The organism is Streptosporangium sp. NBC_01755 (assembly GCF_035917995.1).
Taxonomy (GTDB): domain Bacteria; phylum Actinomycetota; class Actinomycetes; order Streptosporangiales; family Streptosporangiaceae; genus Streptosporangium.
This window is the reverse complement of the sequence record NZ_CP109131.1, coordinates 6341022-6361382: the sequence shown is the minus strand read 5'-3', so window position 1 is coordinate 6361382 and position 20361 is coordinate 6341022. Positions and strand designations below refer to the sequence as shown.

Genomic DNA, 20361 nt, shown 5'->3' with positions numbered 1-20361 from the left:
GCCGGAGCGGGGCCCTTCCGTTGGAACCGTCTACCGCACAGGTCAGCTCTGGCCGCCCGCGAGCTTCTCGCGCAGGGCCGCGAGAGCCTCGTCGGAGGCGAGGGCGCCCGCCGCCGGAGCGGTGGAGCCGCTGCTGGAGCTGCCGGCAGCCGGGGACGGGGTCTCGCCGGAGTAGGACGTGGGGGCAGCCTCGCCCGCCTCGGCCTCGGCCTTGCGAGCCTCCTCGACCTGCTTCTTGTGAGCCTCGAAGCGGGTCTGGGCCTCGGCGTACTGCCGCTCCCACTCCTCGCGCTGCTTGTCGAAGCCGTCGAGCCACTCGCCGGTCTCGGAGTCGAAGCCCTCGGGGTAGATGTAGTTGCCCGAGTCGTCGTAGGTCGCCGCCATGCCGTACAGCGTGGGGTCGAACTCGACGTCGGCGCCGATCGCACCCTCGTTCGCCTGCTTGAGCGAGAGCGAGATCCGGCGGCGCTCCAGGTCGATGTCGATGATCTTCACGAAGATCTCGTCGCCGACCTGGACGACCTGCTCGGGGATCTCGACGTGGCGCTCGGCCAGCTCGGAGATGTGGACCAGGCCCTCGATGCCCTCCTCGACGCGGACGAACGCACCGAACGGCACCAGCTTGGTGACGCGACCCGGGACGACCTGACCGATCTGGTGGGTACGGGCGAACTGCTGCCAGGGGTCTTCCTGCGTCGCCTTGAGCGACAGGGAGACGCGCTCGCGCTCCATGTCGACGTCGAGCACCTCGACGGTGACCTCCTGGCCGACCTCGACGACCTCGGAGGGGTGGTCGATGTGCTTCCAGGAGAGCTCTGAGACGTGAACCAGACCGTCGACGCCGCCGAGGTCGACGAACGCACCGAAGTTGACGATCGAGGAGACGACGCCCTTGCGGACCTGACCCTTCTGCAGGGTGTTGAGGAACGTCTGGCGAACCTCGGACTGGGTCTGCTCAAGCCAGGCACGGCGGGACAGAACCACGTTGTTGCGGTTCTTGTCGAGCTCGATGATCTTCGCTTCGAGCTCGCGGCCCACGTACGGCTGGAGGTCGCGGACGCGCCGCATCTCGACCAGGGACGCCGGCAGGAAGCCACGCAGGCCGATGTCGAGGATGAGACCACCCTTGACGACCTCGATGACGGTGCCGGTGACGATGCCGTCCTCGTCCTTGATCTTCTCGATCGTGCCCCAGGCCCGCTCGTACTGAGCGCGCTTCTTGGACAGGATCAGGCGGCCTTCCTTGTCCTCCTTCTGGAGAACCAGGGCCTCGACGTGCTCGCCAACCTCGACGACATCCGCCGGGTCGACATCGTGCTTGATCGAGAGCTCACGCGAGGGGATGACCCCCTCGGTCTTGTAGCCGATGTCGAGCAAAACTTCGTCTCGGTCGACCTTGACGACGGTGCCCTCGACGATGTCGCCGTCGTTGAAGTACTTGATGGTCAGGTCGATCGCTGCGAGGAAGTCTTCCTCGGAGCCGATGTCGTTGACCGCTACCTGCGGGGTGCTCGAGGTGGCCTCAGTGCTGCTCGTCATGTGTGGAGTTGCTCCGAACGCGGACAGATGTCGATGTGGCGAACGCGCGGCAGGCCTCTTACCGTCAGCCGAAGAATTCACATCGGCGTGATCGAGCGCGAGCCCACTCCGTCCGAGACACGCGCGAGCCCACAACGCAGCGATCAGCATATGAGACCAGACGGGTATGGTCAATCCGACGACACTACGCTCCCGCGTGCCGAAAGGATAACGATCTCACCTAATAGGTGTTGATCATTTGTCTCCGGTCGGCTCTGATACTACCCCGAAGCCCCCGTGGGATGGAGATGCGCTCGGGGTCGCCGTCCGCCGTGTAGCGCTGGCGGGGGTGCTTGTTCAGCCACCCCAGCCAGTATTGGGAGCACCATTTCCGGCACTCGCCTTTTTTACCATTGCTCTGGATCCGCTGGACGGAACGCCAGTCGTAGTCCTTGACGAACGGCGAGACCGACGGCTCGGCGCCGGCCAGGAAGATGGCCTTGAACCGGTAGGGGACACCCTGCCACTTCCCCGACTGCACCGTGGACCTCTTACGCGGCATCGCGCCGAACGGCAGCGCCATCGTCTCCGAGGGGGGAACGCCGAGCTGCTTCAGCAGCCGCTCGACCCTGGCGAGCTGCTCGGCGATCTTCTTCTTGGGCCGGCTCGGCAGGTAGGGGTGGCCCCAGGTGTGGTTGGCCACCTCGAACCCCCGAGAGGTCAGCCATTGCACGGCCTGTGCCTGATCTTCACCGTTTCGCAGGCCGAAGGGCTGTCGGTTGACCCAGAAGGTGGCGACGGGCCGGAACCCCGGGTATTTCTTTGCCACCTGATAGATGATTCCGACCGCGGTGTCCTTGGCGGGCGTGCCGTCCGCCTCCAGGGCGAAGTGGCTGTGGTGACCGTCGTCGAAGGTCAGCACGACCGGGTACTTGCCCGCGGGGATGTCCATCCTGCCGATGGCGAACTCCCGCGCGGTGACCGGCACGTAACCGTCCCTGGCGAGCATCTCCAGCTCCTTGCGCAACTGGGCGGGCGTGCGGTCGATCGACGCCAGCCGCTTGCCGATGATCCGGTGGTACATCAGGATCGGGACCATGCCGGCCTCGTTGGCCTTCACCTGCCGTGCGAACTCCGGCGACGCGGTGACCGGCGGCGGCAGCTCGGCCGAGGGAAGGTCGGGCGTCGGTGAGGGGGCCGCGGGCGGCTGGGACGGACCGGGCGCCGCCTTGCCCGCCCCGGAGGCGCCCGGGGCGCCGGATGGGGCAGGCGGAGCGGGGAGCACGAGGAGCACCACCACCGCCACCGCGACGACCACCACATTGGTGAGCATGATGATCTGCGTCAGGGGGATTGGACTCCGCACAGCACTCCCGGCCCATCGAGCTTATTCGGACTGGATCACCAGCCTAGAACAGACTCGGACAGGCCCGACCAATCGGCGGAGTCCGGCCCTGCCTGAGGGGCGGTCACCCGCCCGCTCGGAGGTGGTCGTCAGCGCCCAGCGGGACCCGCGGGGAGCGAGCGATGTTCATCCGGCCGGCGACCGGCTCACGCGCGGTCCCCGGCGCCTTGAAGGCGGCCGTCAATGCCCGGTGTCTTGGAGGCGTCCGGTCAGTACCCGGTGTCTTAGAGGCGTCCGGTCAGTACCCGGTGTCTTGGAGGCGTCCGGTCAGTGCCCGGCGTCCTCCCAGGTGCGGCCGACGCCCACCGAGACGGCCAGTGGGACGCGCAGGGCGTAGGCGGCGTTCATCCGGTCCGTGACCAGGTCGCGCAACGTCTCCAGCTCACCGGGGGCCACCTCGAAGACGAGCTCGTCGTGGACCTGCAGCAGCATCCGGGAGCCGAGCGCCGCCTCCTTGAGCGCGCCCTGCACGTTGAGCATGGCGACCTTGATGATGTCGGCCGCCGAACCCTGGATGGGCGCGTTGAGCGCCATCCGCTCGGCCATCTCGCGGCGCTGGCGGTTGTCGCTGTTGAGGTCGGGCAGGTAGCGGCGCCGACCCATGATCGTCTCGGTGTAGCCGTCGTTCCTGGCCTGCGCGACGATCGCGTTGAGGAAGTCGCGGACGCCGCCGAACTCCTCGAAATACCCCTCCTTGAGCGCTCTGGCCTCGGAGACGGGGATGTTGAGCTGCTCCGACAGCCCGAAGTCGGACAGTCCGTAGGCGAGGCCGTAGTTCATCGCCTTGATCTTGGCCCGCATCTCCCCGGTGACCTGCTCGGGCTCGGTGTCGAAGACCCGGGCCGCGGTGGCCTTGTGGAAGTCGTGCCCGGACTCGAAGGACGCGATCAGCGCCTCGTCGCCGGACAGGTGGGCCATGATGCGCAGCTCGATCTGGCTGTAGTCGGCGGTCAGCAGGGTCTCGAAGCCCTTGCCGACCACGAAGCCCTGCCGGATGCGGCGGCCCTCGGCGGTGCGGATCGGGATGTTCTGCAGGTTGGGCTTCTCCGAGCTGAGCCGCCCGGTGGCCGCCACGATCTGGTTGAACGTGGTGTGGATGCGGCCGTCGTCGGCGATCTCCTTGATCAGGCCCTCGACCGTGACCTTCAGCTTGGCCTGGTCGCGGTGGCGCAGCATGATCGTCGGCAGCTCGTGCTCGGTCTGGGCGGCCAGCCAGGCCAGCGCGCCGGCGTCGGTGGTGTAGCCCGTCTTGGTCTTCTTGGTCTTGGGCAGGTTGAGCTTGACGAACAGGATCTCCTGGAGCTGCTTGGGCGAGCCCAGGTTGAACTGCTCGCCGCCCACGGAGGCGTGTGCCGCCTCGACCGCCTGCTTGACCGCGGCGCCGAACTCGGCCTCCAGGCCGCTGAGATACTCCCGGCCGGCGGCGATGCCGGCCCGCTCCAGCTCGGCCAGCACGGTGACGAGCGGCAGCTCCACGTCTCGCATCAGGTGAATACCGCCCAGCGGCTCCAGGAACGCCTCCAGCGCGTCGGCGAGCTCGCCGACCGCCAGTGCCCGCAGGGCCAGGTCTTGGGCGGCGTCGTCGTCCTGGTCGTCGAAGAGGCTGGCCTGGCCGCCGTTGTCGGCCTCGCCGCGCAGCTCGCGCCGCAGGTAGACCCGCACCAGGTCCTCCAGCGGGAACGAGCGCTGCCCTGGCGTCGCCAGGTAGGCGGCCAGCGCGGTGTCGCAGGTGAGGCCGCGCAACTCCATGCCCTGCGCCCACAGCGCGAGCATCGGGCCCTTGGCGTCGTGCACCGCCTTGGACTTCGAGGAGTCTGCCAGCCACTCGCGCAGGGCCGCCTCGTCGGCCTCGGTCAGCGTGGTCGGGTCGATGAACGCGGCCCCGGCCCCGGCCGCCGCGATGGCGATGCTGTCGACACGGCCGGTGCCGCTGCCGTACTCGCCCTTGAAGGCCAGGCCGACGCGGCCCTCGGGCAGCGCGCGCAGCCACGGGTCCACCTCGTCGGGGCCGAGGGTGACGACCTCGACCTCGAAGCCCTCCTCCGTCGCCGCCTCGGGCGAGCCGATCGTCTTGAACAGCCGGTCGCGGATCTCGCCGCGGAACTCCAGCGTGTCGAGGATCTTGTTGATCTCGTCGCGGTCGGCCGCGCCGACCGTCAGCTCGGAGACCTCGTGCTCCAGCGGGACGTCGCGGATCAGCTGGGTGAGGCGCCGGTTCATCAGCACCTGGTCGAGGTGGTCACGGAGCTTGTCGCCGACCTTTCCCTTGACCTCGTCCACCCGGTTGACCAGCTCCTCCAGCGAGCCGAACTCGCGGATCCACTTGGCCGCGGTCTTCTCCCCCACGCCGGGGATGTTCTTCAGGTTGTCGCTGGAGTCGCCGCGGATGGCCGCGAAGTCGGGATACTGCGCCGGGGTGAGCTCGTACTTCTCCAGGACCGCCTCGGGGGTGAAACGGGTCATGTTGCTGATGCCGACGCGGGTCATCAGCACGGTGACCCGCTCGTCGACGAGCTGCAGCGCGTCCCGGTCGCCGGTGACGATCAGCACGTTCATGCCCTGCCCGGCGGCACGGGTGGCGAGGGTGGCGATCAGGTCGTCGGCCTCGTATCCGGCCAGCGACAGGTGCGGCACGCGCACCGCGTCGAGCACCTCGTGGATCAGGCTCATCTGGCTGCGGAAGCTGTCGGGGCTCGCGCTCCGGTTCGCCTTGTAGTCGGCGTACTCCTCGTGGCGGAACGTCGGCTCGGAACGGTCGAAGCAGACCGCCACGTGGGTCGGCCGCTCGTCACGGAGCACGTTGACCAGCATCGAGGTGAAACCGTAGACCGCGTTGGTCGTCTGGCCCGTGGTGGTGGAGAAGTTCTCCTCCGGCAGGGCGTAGAAGGCCCGATAGGCGAGTGAATGCCCATCCAGCAGCAGGAGACACGGACGAGTGGGGGTCGCTTCGTTCTTCGGCACAGCGAAAGCCTAGTCTCCTGATACGACAGAAAGCCTGACTCACCTGACAGGAGACATCCCCTTGACCATGACCGACCCCGACGAGGCCACCCTGCCCATCGAAGAGCAGATGAGCGCCGCCCACCGGAACACGCTGATCGAACGGATGGGCATCGTGATCACCGATGCCACTCCCGAGCGGGTGGTCGGCACGATGCCGGTCGAGGGCAACATCCAGCCGCGCGGCCTGCTGCACGGCGGCGCCTCGTGCGTGCTGGCGGAGACGCTGGGCTCGATCGGCGCGCTACTGCACGCGGGCCCCGGACGCATCGCCTTGGGCATCGAGATCAACGCCACCCACCACCGCTCGGCCACCTCGGGGCTGGTCACCGGCGTGGCCACCCGGCTGCACGGCGGCCGGACGCTCACCAGCTACGACATCGAGATCGTCGACGAGCAGGACCGCCGGGTGTGCAGCGCGCGCCTCAGCTGCATGCTGCGCGACGCCTGAACACACCCGGATCGCCTTTTTGCCATTGTCGGGCGACGATTCCGCTACGGTGGGTGACGGCGATGCCCGCGGGGAGGCCGAGTAGAAAACGTACGGGGTCGGGGAAGCTCCATACGGCGCCAAAGGCCTCCCCCGGGCTCGTGAGATGGCCGCCCCGTCGGCCTCTCCGAACGGCCCGCCCCGATCACGCTCCGGTGCGCCGCCCCTCCGCGTCCGGTGGGCTCGCGGGCACCCGCGCAACCGCCCCGTACCGCCCGTACCGCGTGAACGCGCACGGCCCGCGCCGAGCGGGCACGGGCCGTGCGACGTGAGGCTCAGATATCCGTGTGCGTCGGGTCGAGCACGCGGCGCAGGAAGGTCTTCGTGCGCTCGTGCCGCGGAGCGCCGATCACCTGCTCCGGGGTGCCGTCCTCCACGATCACGCCGCCGTCCATGAACACCACCCGGTCGGCCACGTCGCGGGCGAACGCCATCTCGTGGGTGACCACGAGCATCGTCATCCCCTCCTCGGCGAGCTTGCGCATGACAGTGAGCACGTCACCGACGAGTTCCGGGTCGAGCGCCGAGGTGGGCTCGTCGAAGAGCATCAGCGCCGGGCTCATGGCCAGCGCCCTGGCGATGGCCACCCGCTGCTGCTGGCCGCCGGAGAGCTGGGTGGGATAGGCGTCGCACTTCTCACCGATGCCGACCTTGTCCAGGTTCTCCCTGGCGATCTTCTCGGCCTCGGCCTTGCCCCGCTTCAGCACCCGGCGCTGCGAGACGATCACGTTCTGCAGGACTGTCATGTGCGGAAACAGGTTGAACTGCTGGAAGACCATCCCGATGCCGCGGCGGGCGGCGTCGATGTCGACGTCGCGGTCGGTCAGCTCCACTCCGTGGACGACCACCCTCCCCGACGTCGGCTGCTCCAGCAGGTTCACACAGCGCAGCAACGTGGACTTGCCCGACCCCGAGGGGCCGATGACGCAGACCACCTGGCCGGGGTCGACGGCGAAGTCGATGCCCTTGAGAACCTCCAGCTTGCCGAAGCGCTTGTGCAGGTCACGGATCTCGACCGCGTGGTTCACCGGAGTCACCGTCCCTTCGCCTGGCGCTTCTCCAGCCGGGACGCGAGATAGCCCAGCGGGATGGTGACCAGAAGGTATGTCACGCCCACGACCAGGATGGGCGTGGCGTTGGCATGGGTCGAGGCCATGTCGTTGCCGAACTTCGTGAGCTCGACGTAGTCACCGGAGACACCGAGGAACAGCACCAGCGAGGAGTCCTTGAGCAGGGACACGAACTGGTTGGTCGTCGGCGGGATCACGATGCGCACGGCCTGCGGGATGACGATGGAGATCATGGCCCGCGTGTACGACATGCCCAGCGAGCGCGCCGCCTCCATCTGCCCCTTGGGCACCGCCTGGAGTCCCGCCCTGAGCGTCTCGGCCATGTAGGCCGAACCGACGATCGTCAGACCCAGGATGCCCTCGCCGTAGGTGCCGCCCGGCACCTGGAAGCCGCTCAGGGCCAGGGGCAGGAACAGGATGAGCAGGAAGATCAGCAGCGCGGGCAGGCCGCGGAAGATCTCGATGTAGGCGATCGCGATCCACCGGTAGGGCCGCACCGACGACATCCGCATCAGCGCGAACAGCAGACCGAGCAGGAAGGCGAAGACGAAACCGCCGACCGAGTAGATGATCGTGTTCTTCAGCGCGATCGTGAACAGTTCGGGAAGCGTCTTCTCCGCGACGTCGAGTCTGGCGAAGTTCTTGCCGAGTTCGGCCCACTCGATGCTCAGGGCCAGGAAGACGACCACGGCCGCCAGTACGACGTATTGGACGGCCCGGCTGATCTGCTGTCTCTTACGGGGACTGAGCCCACTCCCGGCGGGGGCGCCCCCACCGGGAGTGGGCTCGGTCGTCGTTGGCTGGTCCGTCATCGGTTAGCCGAGCTCCCCGGGCTTCTTACCGAACCACTTGACGAAGATCTGCTCGTAGGTGCCGTCCGACTTGGCCGTGGTGATCGCGTCGTTGATCGCCTTGAGCAGGACCGGGTCGGCGCCCTTCTTCAGGCCGACGCCGTACTGCTCGCCGGTGTCGAGGCTGGCGACCAGCTCGAACTTCTCCGCGATCTCGGGCTTCTTCAGCCAGGTCAGGACGACGGGAAGGTCCTGGACGATCACGTCGACCTGGCCGGACTGCAGGCCGAGCAGTTCCTTGGGAGAGTCGGCGAACTCCTTCGGGTCCATGCCCTTGCCCTTGACGTAGTCGAGGCCCGTGGTCGAGGCCTGGGCGCCGAGCTTGAGGCCCTTGGCCTTGACCTCCTCCAGGGTCGCGACGCCGGCGCCCTTCTTGGCCAGCAGTGCCTGCGTGGCGTCGAAGTAGGGCTCGGAGAAGTCGATGTTGGCCTTGCGCTCCTCGGTGATCGTCATACCGGCGGCGGCCACGTCACACTTGCCCGCCGCCATCGCCGCGCCACTCTTGATGACGGCGAAGTCGATGTCGACGATCTCCTGTGTCAGGCCGAGCTTCTTGGCCGCCAGGTCGACGATGTCGACGTCGAAGCCGACGACCTTGTCACCCTCCTTGAACTGGAACGGCTCGTAGGGCAGGTTGGTGCACGTGGTCAGCTTGCCAGGGGTGATCACCTGCGGGCCGGCCGCGGCCGCGGGAGCACTCGCCGAGGCACCATCGCTCGGGCTCGCGGTGGTGGCCTCGCCACCACCGCAGGCCGCGAGGCCGAGCGCACCGGCGACGACCATCGCGCCCACCGTAAGCGCACGACGGGAAACAAAACTTAGGCCCACAAAGGCCTCCTTACGGTCAATGTCGCTTCTTGTATGGATACCTCAGTGCAGGTCATGCTCCATCACCTGCACAATCGTGCAGATCACCGGTATGACACAATTCGGACAACAACCGTGTCAGGAGCCCCCCGTCCCACACCCTGCTCCGGTACGGATCGGGATGCGAGCACTTGCCTGATCGCCAACGCCATCCGGGCGAGCCGTTGAACCTCGGAGCCGGACTCGGTTACGTTGCCCGATATGCGTGCCCTCATGATCCTGTTCAGCGGTGCCGCTCTCACCGCCACCGTCCTGTCCGGCTGCACCGGAGAGGGACCGGTCGCATCCGCCTCCCCCTCGGCCACCCCCACCCCGACCTACGAGCTCCCGCCGCGCCCGGTACGGCCGGGCGAGAGCCCCGTCAGGGCCGCGCCGGTGACCGACGGCGACACCCGGTTCCAGGTGATCGGCCTGCAGAAGGGGCTGAGCGGCTTCTTCGGCAGCCACGCCGAGTGGCAGGCCAAGGGCCAATACGTGGTCGTACGGATCCTCGTGGAGAACCCCGGCCGCACCAACTCCCGCTTCGACGCCAAGCGGCAGAAGCTCATCACCGCCGACGGCACCGTCCACGCGATCGACAAGTTCGCGCAGGCCATCAAGCGGCAGCCGGACACGCTTCCGCTCGGCGCCCAGGTCAGGATCGAAATGGACCTGTGGTACGACATCCCCGCCGAGGCGAAGGTCTCCGCGATCATGCTGTTCGGCGACCCGCCCCTCGGCGTTGGGGGCACCACCGACGGCGTGCGGGTACCGCTGTCCTGAGCCTCCCCGACATGTGCGGGCCCACCGCGCGCCGACGCGCGGCGGGCCCGTCCATCTGCCATGAAAGGCGCCGGGTCAGGCCTGCTCCTCCGGAGCCGAGGCAGCGGCGGGAGCACCCGCCCCCTCCTCGACCAGGTCCTGCGACACTCCACCGCCCAGGTAGGCGGCCTGCACGGCGGGGTCGTTGAGCAGCTCGTCCGCGGGCGCGCTCTTGACCACCTTCCCGGTCTCCAGGACGTAGGCGCGGTGGGCCAGCTTCAGCGCCTGCTGGGCGTTCTGCTCCACCAGCAGCACCGTGGTGCCCCGGCGGTTGATCTCCTCGATGATCGAGAAGATCTGCTGCACGATCAGCGGCGCCAGGCCCATCGACGGCTCGTCAAGCAGGAGCAGCTTGGGCTTGGCCATCAGCGCGCGGCCGATGGCGAGCATCTGCTGCTCACCTCCGGACATCGTGCCGCCCATCTGGGTCCTGCGCTCCTTCAGGCGGGGGAACAGCTCGTAGACCTCGTCCAGGTCGGTGCTGAAATCACCCGAGCGGGTATAGGCACCCATGAGCAGGTTGTCCTGCACCGTCATGCCCGGGAACACACCCCGGCCCTCGGGCGCCTGCCCCAAACCCGCGACGACCCGCTTGTGGCCGGGCATCTTGCTGATGTCATTGCCGTCGAAGGTGATGCCCCCCGACGACAGCGGACGCAGGCCCGAGATCGTCTTCAGGGTCGTGGTCTTACCCGCCCCGTTCGCCCCGATGAGCGTGACGATCTCGCCCTCGTTCACCTCGACCGAGATGCCCTTGAGCGCCTCGATCTTGCCGTAGTGGACATGGATGTCCTTGACCTCAAGAAGCATCGGCGGGAGCCCCCAAATACGCCTCGACGACCCGAGGGTCGGTCCGCACCTCGTCCGGCAGGCCATCGGCGATCTTCTGGCCGAAGTCCAGCACCGCGATGCGGTCGCTGATGCCCATGATGAGGCTCATGTCGTGCTCGATGATCAGAATCGTCCGCCCGGCGTCGCGGATGTCCCGGATCAGCTGCTGCAGCGCCACCTTCTCCGCCGGGTTCATACCGGCGGCGGGCTCGTCCAGCAGCAGCAGCTTCGGGTTGGTCGCCAGAGCGCGGGCGATCTCCAGACGGCGCTGGTCACCGTAGGGCAGGTTCTTGGCGTGGTCCTGCGCACGGCGCGAGATGCCGACGAAGTCGAGCAGCTCCATCGCCAGCGCACGCCCGTCGCGCTCGGCCCTGCGGTGCCAGGGAAGCCCCAGCGCCACGCTGACCATTCCAGACTTGTGGTGCGCGTCCGCGCCCACCATGACGTTCTCGATGGCCGTCATGTTGTGGAACAGGCGGATGTTCTGGAACGTGCGGGCGATACCCCGCTTTGTGATCTTGAAGCGCTTGACGCCGCTGATCTTCTCGTCCAGGAAGCGGACCTCACCCTCGGTCGGCTGGTAGACCCCGGTCACCACGTTGAACACCGTGGTCTTGCCGGCGCCGTTCGGACCGATGAGCGCGAAGATCTCCCCCTCCTTGATGGTCAGGTCGACCTCGCGCAGCGCCGTGACACCGCCGAACCGCATCACGAGGTTCCGCAGCTCCAACATGGTGCGGCCACTCCGCTCCGCCTGTGCCACCTCCGAGGTCACAGTGGCCGGATTCACCTCGGCGCTCACTTGGAAGCCACCTCCTCAACCTGCGAATCGGGCCCGGGAACCTCGGCCCCGAGCGTACCCATCCCGCCTGTTCCCTCTTGCAACTCCGCCCTGCGTTGACGCGACGGCAGCAGACCCTCCGGACGGAAGATCATCAGCGCCACGAGCACCGCACCGAAGATCAGCATGCGGTACTCCTGCAGACCACGGAACCGCTCAGGCAGCCAGGCCACCAGGAAGGCACCCAGCATGACACCCGGCAGGTTGCCCGAACCACCCATGACCACCGCGGCCAGAATCGTCGCCGACAGCAGAAACTGGAAGTCGTTCGGGTTGATCGAGATGGCCTTCGCCGCCCACAGCACGCCCATCGCGCCACCGATGGAGGCACCGATCGCGAAGGCGAGCATCTTGAAGCGGAACGTCGGCACGCCCATGACCTCGGCCGCGTCCTCGTCCTCACGAATCGCCGCCCAGGCACGCCCGACCCGGCTCTTCTCCCAGCGCTTCACCAGGATGATCACGATGACGGCCAGCGCGACCAGCAGATAGTAGTAGGGGCGCGGGTCCAGCACCCCGTACTTGAGGGGATCCACCCCGAACACCTCGGAGAAGTTCACCCCGAAGAGCTTGAAGTCCTCGACGCTCGGCGGGTGCGGAATGCCGCGGACGCCGTTCGGGCCACCGATCTCGTCGGTGTTGCGGGCGGTGATACGAATGATCTCACCGAAGCCCAGCGTGACGATCGCCAGATAGTCACCGCGCAACCGCAGCGTCGGAGCGCCCAGCGTGAGGCCCGACAGGGCACAGATCCCGATGCCGACCACCAGGATGAGCCAGAAGTTCCAGCCCAGCCGGGTACCGATCAGCGCCATCGCGTAACCGCCCACGGCGTAGAACGCGACGAAACCCAGGTCGAGCAGGCCCGCCTGACCGACCACCACGTTCAGGCCGATCGCCAGGACCACATACGTCCCGATCGGGAAGAACAGGATGCTCGCCCAGTCGGTGTAGGGCGACATGAAGGGGGCGAGACTCTCCGAAGGCAGCAGCAGCGCCCCGACGATCAGGAGCACGTACAGCACCCAGCGCTGCCAGCCCGGAGTGCTCAGCCAGCGATCGTGCATGGCGTCGCCGAAGCGACCGAGACCATTACGGAAACCTGCCAGGGAATTCTTCTGGTTCATGCGCGCGCCTGCTGGAGTGATTCACCGAGGATTCCGGTGGGGCGGAACATCAGGACCAAGACGAGGATGGTGAAGGAGATCACATGCTTCCAGTCGGAGCCGAAGAAGATGGCTCCGTAGTTCTCCACCAGCCCGAGCGTGATTCCACCGACCAGGGCGCCGCGCAGGTTGCCGATGCCACCCAGGACCGCCGCGGTGAACGCCTTGATACCGAAGAGGAATCCGACAAAGTAGTGCGTGTTCTCGTACGAGATCAGATAGAGCGCACCCGCCACACCGGCCATACCGCCGCCGATGAGGAAGGTCATCCGGACGATCCTGTTGATGTCGACGCCCATCAGCACGGCCGCCTCGGGGTTCTGCGCGGTGGCGCGAATACCCCGGCCGATCTTCGAGCGGTTCACCAGGGCGTCCAGCGCGATCATCATGCCGATCGCCGCGAGGATAACGAATATCTGGTCGATCCGGACGGAGTGCCCGAAGATCGAGAAAAGTTCGCTCCGCTCCATCAGCCGGGGCAGAGCCATCTGAATACGACCCTGCTCCGGACGGTTGAAGACCTCCGGGATCACCAGGAGCGCGAACAACTCCTGGAGGAAGATCGAGGCACCGATGGCCGAGATCAGCGCCGCCAGCCGGGACGCGCCGCGCTTGCGCAGCGGCCGGTAGGCGATCTGCTCCAGCGCGATCGCGGTACCCGCCGAGGCGAGCATGCCGACCAGGATCATCGCCACCACGACACCGACCAGCGCGATGCCGGTCAGCGGCGAGTTGATGCCGAACACGAACGGCACCAGCATCGCGCCGAACGTACCGATCATGAAAACTTCTGAATGTGCAAAGTTGATCAGCCGCAGCACGCCGTACACCATGGTGTAACCGAGTGCGATCAGAGCGTAGATCGAGCCGAAGGCCAGGCCGTCGATCGTCGCCGGCCAGAACTGATTGATGAAGTCATTGAGCACTAGGGTTTACCACTTCCAGCGGGGGTCGCCTGCACTTTCGGGTAGCACACCGCCTCCAGCAGAACCTCGTGGACTCTCTGGAAGGGCGCGGGGAGCGGGAACACACTGCGCCTTCCCGCTCCCCGCGCGCCGACTACCTACTCTTCTTCAGCGCCGGACTAACCCAGCTTGGCCTCGGTGGCCTTGCCCAGCAGACCGATGGCACCGTCCTTGACCTGGTAGATGTAGATGTCCTTCGCCGAGACCTCACCGTTGGCCTCGAACTTGACCTGCTTGGAGACACCCGCGAAGTCCACCGTGGCGATGAACTCGTTGATCTTCTCAGCCGTGGTGTTGCCCGCCTTGATCGCCTCGACGAAGACCGTCGCGGCATCGTAACCCTCAGCCGCGTAGATCGCCGGGTCAGCGCTGTAAGCGGCCTTGTAGGCGTCGGCGAACGCCTTCACCTTGGCGTCGGTCACATCCGGGGTCGCGATGTAGCACGGGCAACCGACCAGCGCGCCCTCGGCGTTCGCGGCACCGGCACCGTCGATCAGACCCTTGTCCAGCGAACCGTCGCCGGACAGGAACTTCGCGTCCTTGACCCCCTTGTCGCGGAGCTGCTTGAGCAGGTTGCCACCCGCGGCGTAGTAACCGCCAAAGAAGATCGCGTCAGGCTTGGCAGCCACGACCTTGTTCACCACCGAGGAGAAGTCACTCTCGGTCGGGTCAAGCGAGTCGGTCGTCAGCTTCACGCTCTTGGCCTCAAGCGCGCCCTTGACCGCGTCGGCAAGCGGCTTGCCGTACTCGGACTTGTCGTCGATGACGAAAACGTTCTTCGCCGCGAGACCCGTCGCAATGAAGTCACCGATACCGGGACCCTGAACATTGTCACTCGGCAGCACGCGGTGCCAGTACTTCCAGCCGTTCGTCGACAGCGCGGCGTTGGTGGCGGACGCCGAGATGCTCGGCAGCTTCGCCTCCTCCAGCACCGGCGCCACCTGAGCGGACTCACCGGAGAACGCCGGGCCGATCAAACCGACGATCTTGTCGGTCTTGATGGCCTGCTGAGCCAGCGCGACCGCCTTCGACGGGTCCGCCTGGCTGTCGTACTCGACCAGCTCGATCTTCACAGCCGGGTTGGTCTTGTTGTACTCGTCGATGACGAGCTTCGCACCGTTCCTGGGGGGAATGACGATGCCGGCATTGGCGCCGGTCAGGTCTCCCATGAAGCCAAGCTTTATGGTACCGGGGGCGGCAGCACTGGAGCCACCCTCAGCCGGCGTGGCTTCCGTACCACCGTCACCGCAGGCAGCGAGACCGAGGGTGAGCGCCACACCGGCGGCAAGCACTCCACCGAGGCGTGCAGTCTTAGGCCGCAAGGTTGCCTTCCTTTCGCCCGTTCCCTCGTCAGGACCGGGTTCACAGATGCCCTTCCCTGGCGGGTGGCCAGGGGTTGTGTCGGTTAGTACAGCCAGCCGATGTCACGGGTCGATACAGGACGGCCCGCCGTTACCGTTTCTTTACAACACCGATCCTTTTCGGCTATCAGACACAAAAGCCGTGGTCACTGGCGACTTCGCCACCTCCACGGCCATCACCCCGGCCCCCGGAAAGCCCATATCGCCTCCTCCGCGAGCTACACCCCGACAGGTACGGGCTTACGGAAAGAAGCGGAGAGTCCGATTCAGGGCTCCTCCGCCCCCACCTCAGGGCCACCCCCACCCCTATCCGCGCCATCACCCGCGTCCGCGACCACGAGCTGCGCAACCTGCCGCATGCTCAACCTGCGATCCATCGACGCCTTCTGAATCCACCGGAACGACTGCGGCTCACTCCACCCGTGCCGCTCCATCAGCAGACCCTTGGCCCGCTCCACCAACTTGCGCGTCTCCAGCCGCTCGGAGAGCGTCCCGACCTCCCGCTCCAGCGCGGCGATCTCCTGATGCCTGCTGACCGCCATCTCGATCGCCGGCACCAGATCCGACTTCGTGAACGGCTTCACCAGATACGCCATCGCACCGGCGTCCCTCGCCCGCTCCACCAGATCGCGCTGCGAGAAGGCCGTGAGAATGAGACACGGCGCGATCCGCTGCGACACGATCTGCTCGGCCGCCGAGATCCCGTCCAGGATGGGCATCTTCACATCCAGGATCACCAGGTCGGGCCGCTGCTCCATCGCCAGCTTGACCGCCGACTCCCCGTCCCCGGCCTCCGCGACAACCTCGTACCCTTCTTCCTCTAACATCTCCTTGAGGTCGAGCCGGATCAGTGCTTCATCTTCCGCGATCACCACTCGCCGCTGCATACTCACGAGCAAGAGAGTACCGACGTCCGCTAGATTAGGACCACGCCGGTTCCGGTCAAGCGATCGTCATCGGTTAGGATGCACGACAAGCGTTTTGGATAGATTCGGACATGTCCGGATTCCTGCCCCGGTACCCCAATTGGCATGAGGGAGCGGATTCAAAACCCGTACAGTGTGGGTTCGAGTCCCACCCGGGGCACGCTTCAACCGCCCGGCCACATGGCCGGGCGGTTTTGTCGTACCCAGCTGAAACACTTTCCGTATGTACGACGTAACCATCCGTGAAAGAGTTCGTGACCTCCTCAAGTCGGGCGAGACGATCAGTTCGGTCAGCCGCCGCACCGGCATTTCACGGTCGACCGTCAGGGCATGGCAGGAACGTCCCGATCACCTGGTCCGACGTGTGGCTTCCTGTCCTCGATGCCTGGAGATTCCGGAACTTCCCGACCCGCAAGACAAGTACGCCTACCTTCTCGGCCTCTACCTTGGAGACGGCTACATCAGCACCGTCGGCGACCCTTCCAAGCAAGTCTGGTCATTGCGCATCATGTGCGCCGATACATGGCCAGGACTACAGGAAGAGTGCATTCAGGCACTTCTATCCATCAGACCGGACAATAGGGTCCGCATGCTGCCCAGACAGGGCTGTACCGAAATCAATTCCTTCTCCAAGCATTGGCCGCATCTGTTCCCACAACATGGGCCAGGGAAGAAGCACACTCGCCTGATCGAACTGGAAGCCTGGCAACGCCAGATCGTCGCAGCGAATCCGGGCCATCTCGTTCGAGGGCTGATGCACTCCGATGGTTGTCGCGTCATCAACCGTGTTCAACGGCAGCCACCCGGCGAGACACACTGGTACGAGTACCCGCGCTACCTCTTCGTGAACGAGTCCCGGGACATCCTCGCTCTCTGCGGGGAAGCGCTCGACCTGCTGGATGTGGCGTGGCGTTATTCCAAGCCCAACACCATCTCCGTGGCCAGGCGAGCCGCCGTTGAGCGGTTGGACGAGTTCGTGGGGCCGAAGTACTGAGGTGGCTTGGTGGGGGCGCCCCGGTGGGCGAGTAGGTTGCTCGGAAGACGGCGTGACCGAGGGGGATGCGTGGGAATCATGGAGAACGGCCAGGCGGAGCTGAGCGGTCCCGGTGCCGGGCGGGTGTGTCTTCCGGAGGAGGTGCGGCTTCGCGGGCACGGGGTGGTGCTGCGGGAGTGGGAGGACGGCGATCTGGGGGCGATGGTGAAGCTGTTCGACGACCCCGAGGTGGCGTACTGGACGCCGCTGGTCTCGCCGTTCGGCCCGCAGGCGGCGCGGGCCTATCTGGAACGGGCCCGGCAGCGGCGGGCGGCCGGGGAGCGGTTGCAGTTGGCGATCACGGTGGACGGGGGTGAGCCCGTGGGTGAGGTGTTGCTGATGTTGAGCGGCCTGGGGCTGGATGTCGCGGAGATCGGTTACAGCGTGGGGGCCGTTTACCGGGGGCGGGGGCTGGCGCGGGGGGCGGTGCGGGTGATGACGGAGTTCGCCCGTGACACGGTTGGGGTGTCGCGGCTGCTGCTGGAGATCGAGGCGGGTAACGCGGCGAGTGTGGCGGTGGCTCGCGCGGCGGGTTACCGCCTGACGGACGCGCCGCCGGTTCCCTCGGAGGAGAAGGGGCGGCCGATAGCGTTGCGGACGTGGGAGTACGAGGATGGAGAATCATGAGCACACTCGCTGACCGGACCATCGCGGCCCTGCGTACCACCCATGACGGGCTGGCGGCCTTCGTCCGCGGCCTGGACGCCGCCGATCTCGACCGACGGTCGGGGGCCTCGGAGTGGACCGTCGCCCAGGTGCTCAGCCACCTCGGCAGCGGCGCGGAGATCGGTCTGGCGGCGTTGCGGACGGCGCTGGACGGTCAGGAGGCTCCCGGCCAGGATTTCAACCACGAGGTCTGGGACCGCTGGAACGCGAAGGATCCCGAGGGGCAGGCCGGGGACTTCCTCGTCGTGGACGCGGAGATCGTCTCCGCCCTCGAAGGTCTCGACGCGGACGCCCGCGAACGGCTCCGGGTCAAGCTGAGCTTCCTGCCCGCGCCCGGCGATGTCGCTCTGGTGGCCGGGATGCGACTGAACGAGGCCGCCCTGCACTTCTGGGACATCATGGTCGCCTTCGACCCGGCAGCCGTTGTGGCGCCGGACACGGGCGGGGTGCTGATCGATCTGTACTCCGGGCCGCTTGATTTCATGATCGGCTTTTTGGGCAGGCCCGATGCCCTCGATCCGCGTCTTGCCAGGACCCTCCGGGTCGAGACGAGTGACCCCGAGCGGGTGCTGGGTCTCACTCTTGGCGAGACCGTCGGTTTCAGCGAGGCCCCCGAGCCTGCCGACATCCTGTCGCTTCCGGCTGAGGCGTGGGTGCGTCTGCTCGGCGGCAGGCTGGCTCCCGAGCACACCCCGCCGTCGGTGACCGTCACCGGTGACGGTGTCACGCTGGACGACCTGCGTCGGGTGTTCCCGGGGATCTGACGTTCGTCGGCTGTCGGAGGACGACCCTCGAAGACGGGTATGGCCACCGCCGGAGCGGTGGCCATACGCTACGTGGATCAGGAGGGGTTGGAGACCGCCGCTCCGATGGTGTGCACGCGCAGGGCGTTGGTGGAGCCCGCGGTGCCGGGGGGGGAGCCGGCGACGATGACCACCTTGTCGCCCTTCTCCAGCCGGGAGTGGGCCAGCAGCGCGGCCTCCACCTGGCGGACCATGTCGTCGGTGTGGTGGACGAACGGCACTTCGAAGGTCTCCACGCCCCAGGTCAGTGCGAGCTGGTTGCGGACGTGGCTGGCGGAGGTGAAGGCCAGCAGTGGGATCGGGGAGCGGTAGCGGGCCAGGCGGCGGGCGGTCTCACCGGACATGGTGAACGCCACCAGTGCCTTGGCGCCCACGATGGCGCCGACCTCGGCGGCGGCGCGGGCGATGGCGCCGCCGGTGGTCTCCGGCAGCCGGTCGAGGCTGTGGGTGGCCTGGAGTGAGCTTTTCTCCGCGGTCGTGGCGATGCGGCTCATGGTCTCGACGACCTCGATGGGGTAGTTGCCGACCGAGGTCTCCCCGGAGAGCATGACCGCGTCGGCGCCGTCCATGACGGCGTAGGCGACGTCGGAGGCCTCCGCTCGGGTGGGGCGCGGTGCGGTGATCATCGATTCGAGCATCTGGGTGGCGACGATGACCGGGCGGGCCTTCTCGCGGCAGAGTTCGATGGCCCGCTTCTGCACGATGGGCACCTCTTCGAGGGGCAGTTCGACGCCGAGGTCGCCGCGGGCGACCATGATGCCGTCGAAGGCCTCGATGATCTCGGGGAGCCGTTCCACCGCCTGCGGCTTTTCGATCTTGGCGAGCAGTGGGAGGCGGATGCCTTCCTGCTCCATGATGTTGCGTACCACGTCGGCGTCGGAGGGGCGCCTGACGAAGGAGAGGGCGACCAGGTCGAAGCCGGTGCGCAGGGCCCAGCGCAGGTCGGTCTCGTCCTTGTCGGTGAGGACGGGGGCGCTGACGTTGACGCCCGGCAGGTTGAGGCCCTTGTTGTCGGAGATCATGCCGCCGATGATCACGCGGGTGGTGACGCGCTGGTCTTCGACCCGGGTCACCTCCAGGCGGACCCGGCCGTCGTCGACCAGGATGCTGTCTCCGGGGTGGACGTCCTTGGGGAGTCCCTGGTAGGAGGTGGAGACCTGCTCGCGGTCTCCGGGGACATCCTCGGTGGTGATCGTGAAGACGTCACCGAAGCCGAGGCGGACGGGGCCCTCTTCGAACTTGCCGACCCGGATCTTGGGGCCTTGGAGGTCGGCCAGCAGACCTACGCCACGCCCGAGCTCGGCGGCCGCCTCCCTCACCCTGTCGTAAACCTCCTTGTGCAGTTCGTGGCTGCCGTGGCTGAGGTTGAAACGGGCCACGTCCATCCCGGCCGCGATCAGCTCGCGGAGACGTTCGGGAGAGGAGGTGGCGGGGCCGAGAGTGCAGACGATTTTCGCGCGACGAGTCACGGATCCCACCCTAATTGGTACAGACCACTTGGTCGTGACGTTGGTCATGGCGGCAATGAAAAATTCGGTGACATAAACGCTACCCTTGGTGAACGGGAGGTTGCGAATCGCCCCTCACGTCACATTCACCGCAACCTTGCTCATCAGGGACACAGATCCCCGTTTTCCCGGGCCGCTCCCTGGCGACCTCAGGCTCTGGAGCGCGGGTTTAGAGCGCGGGTTCGGCCTGTCACGAAAGTCAGGCCGTTCCGCCGGAGGTACCGGTGACCCTCCGGTTCTGCCCCTGTTCCCCGGCCTG

At 66.8% G+C, this 20361-nt stretch carries 18 protein-coding genes and 1 tRNA gene; 6 read left to right on the top strand and 13 right to left on the bottom strand.

Annotation, left to right across the window (positions count from 1 at the left end; genetic code table 11):
* Positions 1 to 42 precede the first annotated feature (42 nt).
* The 3 genes from rpsA to polA all read right to left on the bottom strand — a co-directional run bounded on the left by rpsA (position 43) and on the right by polA (position 5884).
* A complete protein-coding gene (gene rpsA / locus OG884_RS30175) occupies positions 43 to 1539 on the bottom strand; it encodes a 30S ribosomal protein S1 (RefSeq protein WP_326638475.1) in 1497 nt (498 codons plus the stop codon).
* 220 nt (positions 1540 to 1759) lie between these two features.
* Positions 1760 to 2884: a polysaccharide deacetylase family protein gene (locus tag OG884_RS30170; protein ID WP_326638472.1), complete on the bottom strand. Its 1125-nt coding sequence runs from the start codon at positions 2882 to 2884 to the stop codon at positions 1760 to 1762.
* Positions 2885 to 3190: 306 nt separating this feature from the next.
* Positions 3191 to 5884 carry a DNA polymerase I gene (gene polA / locus OG884_RS30165; protein WP_326638470.1) on the bottom strand — a complete coding sequence of 898 codons (2694 nt, stop codon included), beginning with the start codon at positions 5882 to 5884 and terminating at the stop codon, positions 3191 to 3193.
* A 109-nt stretch (positions 5885 to 5993) separates the two neighbouring features.
* Between polA and OG884_RS30160 the strand changes: the two genes are divergently transcribed.
* On the top strand, positions 5994 to 6374 hold the full coding sequence (locus tag OG884_RS30160) for a hotdog fold thioesterase (protein WP_326647041.1): 381 nt from the start codon (positions 5994 to 5996) through the stop codon (positions 6372 to 6374).
* A 314-nt stretch (positions 6375 to 6688) separates the two neighbouring features.
* Here the strand turns inward: OG884_RS30160 and OG884_RS30155 are convergent, their stop codons facing one another.
* From OG884_RS30155 to OG884_RS30145, 3 genes are read right to left on the bottom strand one after another with little or no spacing between them, the layout of a single operon-like run.
* Positions 6689 to 7450, bottom strand: a complete 762-nt coding sequence (locus OG884_RS30155; RefSeq protein ID WP_326638468.1) for an amino acid ABC transporter ATP-binding protein — start codon at positions 7448 to 7450, stop codon at positions 6689 to 6691.
* Complete coding sequence (locus OG884_RS30150; RefSeq protein ID WP_326638466.1) at positions 7447 to 8295, bottom strand: amino acid ABC transporter permease; 849 nt, start codon at positions 8293 to 8295, stop codon at positions 7447 to 7449. Before OG884_RS30150 ends, OG884_RS30155 begins: the two co-directional genes overlap by 4 nt.
* Before the next feature lie 3 nt (positions 8296 to 8298).
* Positions 8299 to 9117, bottom strand: coding sequence for an ABC transporter substrate-binding protein (locus OG884_RS30145; protein ID WP_326638464.1), 819 nt, complete (start codon positions 9115 to 9117; stop codon positions 8299 to 8301).
* 285 nt (positions 9118 to 9402) lie between these two features.
* On the opposite strand from OG884_RS30145, the gene OG884_RS30140 reads away from it, so the two are divergent.
* On the top strand, positions 9403 to 9963 hold the full coding sequence (locus tag OG884_RS30140) for a DUF4352 domain-containing protein (protein WP_326638462.1): 561 nt from the start codon (positions 9403 to 9405) through the stop codon (positions 9961 to 9963).
* Positions 9964 to 10038: 75 nt separating this feature from the next.
* On the opposite strand, the gene OG884_RS30135 is transcribed toward OG884_RS30140, so the two are convergent.
* From OG884_RS30135 to OG884_RS30110, 6 genes are all read right to left on the bottom strand, one after another.
* Positions 10039 to 10812, bottom strand: coding sequence for an ABC transporter ATP-binding protein (locus OG884_RS30135; RefSeq protein WP_326638460.1), 774 nt, complete (start codon positions 10810 to 10812; stop codon positions 10039 to 10041).
* Positions 10802 to 11566 carry an ABC transporter ATP-binding protein gene (locus OG884_RS30130; protein WP_326647040.1) on the bottom strand — a complete coding sequence of 255 codons (765 nt, stop codon included), beginning with the start codon at positions 11564 to 11566 and terminating at the stop codon, positions 10802 to 10804. Before OG884_RS30130 ends, OG884_RS30135 begins: the two co-directional genes overlap by 11 nt.
* A 65-nt stretch (positions 11567 to 11631) precedes the next feature.
* Entirely contained in the window at positions 11632 to 12801 is a 1170-nt protein-coding gene (locus tag OG884_RS30125) for a branched-chain amino acid ABC transporter permease (protein ID WP_326638458.1), read from the bottom strand.
* The gene (locus tag OG884_RS30120; RefSeq protein WP_326638456.1) at positions 12798 to 13766 is read right to left on the bottom strand and encodes a branched-chain amino acid ABC transporter permease; all 969 of its coding nucleotides are present in this window, start codon (positions 13764 to 13766) and stop codon (positions 12798 to 12800) included. Before OG884_RS30120 ends, OG884_RS30125 begins: the two co-directional genes overlap by 4 nt.
* A gap of 158 nt (positions 13767 to 13924) precedes the next feature.
* The gene (locus OG884_RS30115; RefSeq protein ID WP_326647039.1) at positions 13925 to 15082 is read right to left on the bottom strand and encodes a branched-chain amino acid ABC transporter substrate-binding protein; all 1158 of its coding nucleotides are present in this window, start codon (positions 15080 to 15082) and stop codon (positions 13925 to 13927) included.
* A gap of 350 nt (positions 15083 to 15432) precedes the next feature.
* Complete coding sequence (locus tag OG884_RS30110) at positions 15433 to 16053, bottom strand: ANTAR domain-containing response regulator (RefSeq protein WP_326647038.1); 621 nt, start codon at positions 16051 to 16053, stop codon at positions 15433 to 15435.
* Positions 16054 to 16177: 124 nt separating this feature from the next.
* Between OG884_RS30110 and OG884_RS30105 the strand changes: the two genes are divergently transcribed.
* From OG884_RS30105 to OG884_RS30090, 4 genes are all read left to right on the top strand, one after another.
* Positions 16178 to 16252: transfer RNA gene (locus OG884_RS30105), tRNA-Leu, on the top strand.
* A gap of 63 nt (positions 16253 to 16315) precedes the next feature.
* A complete protein-coding gene (locus OG884_RS30100) occupies positions 16316 to 17086 on the top strand; it encodes a transcriptional regulator (RefSeq protein WP_326638454.1) in 771 nt (256 codons plus the stop codon).
* A gap of 78 nt (positions 17087 to 17164) precedes the next feature.
* On the top strand, positions 17165 to 17752 hold the full coding sequence (locus OG884_RS30095; RefSeq protein ID WP_326647037.1) for a GNAT family N-acetyltransferase: 588 nt from the start codon (positions 17165 to 17167) through the stop codon (positions 17750 to 17752).
* Complete coding sequence (locus OG884_RS30090) at positions 17749 to 18555, top strand: maleylpyruvate isomerase N-terminal domain-containing protein (protein WP_326638452.1); 807 nt, start codon at positions 17749 to 17751, stop codon at positions 18553 to 18555. The genes OG884_RS30095 and OG884_RS30090 overlap by 4 nt, the downstream gene beginning before the upstream one ends.
* 77 nt (positions 18556 to 18632) lie before the next feature.
* Here OG884_RS30090 and pyk read toward each other — a convergent pair whose 3' ends face one another.
* Positions 18633 to 20063, bottom strand: a complete 1431-nt coding sequence (pyk, locus tag OG884_RS30085; RefSeq protein WP_326638450.1) for a pyruvate kinase — start codon at positions 20061 to 20063, stop codon at positions 18633 to 18635.
* Between the last annotated feature and the right edge of the window lie 298 nt (positions 20064 to 20361).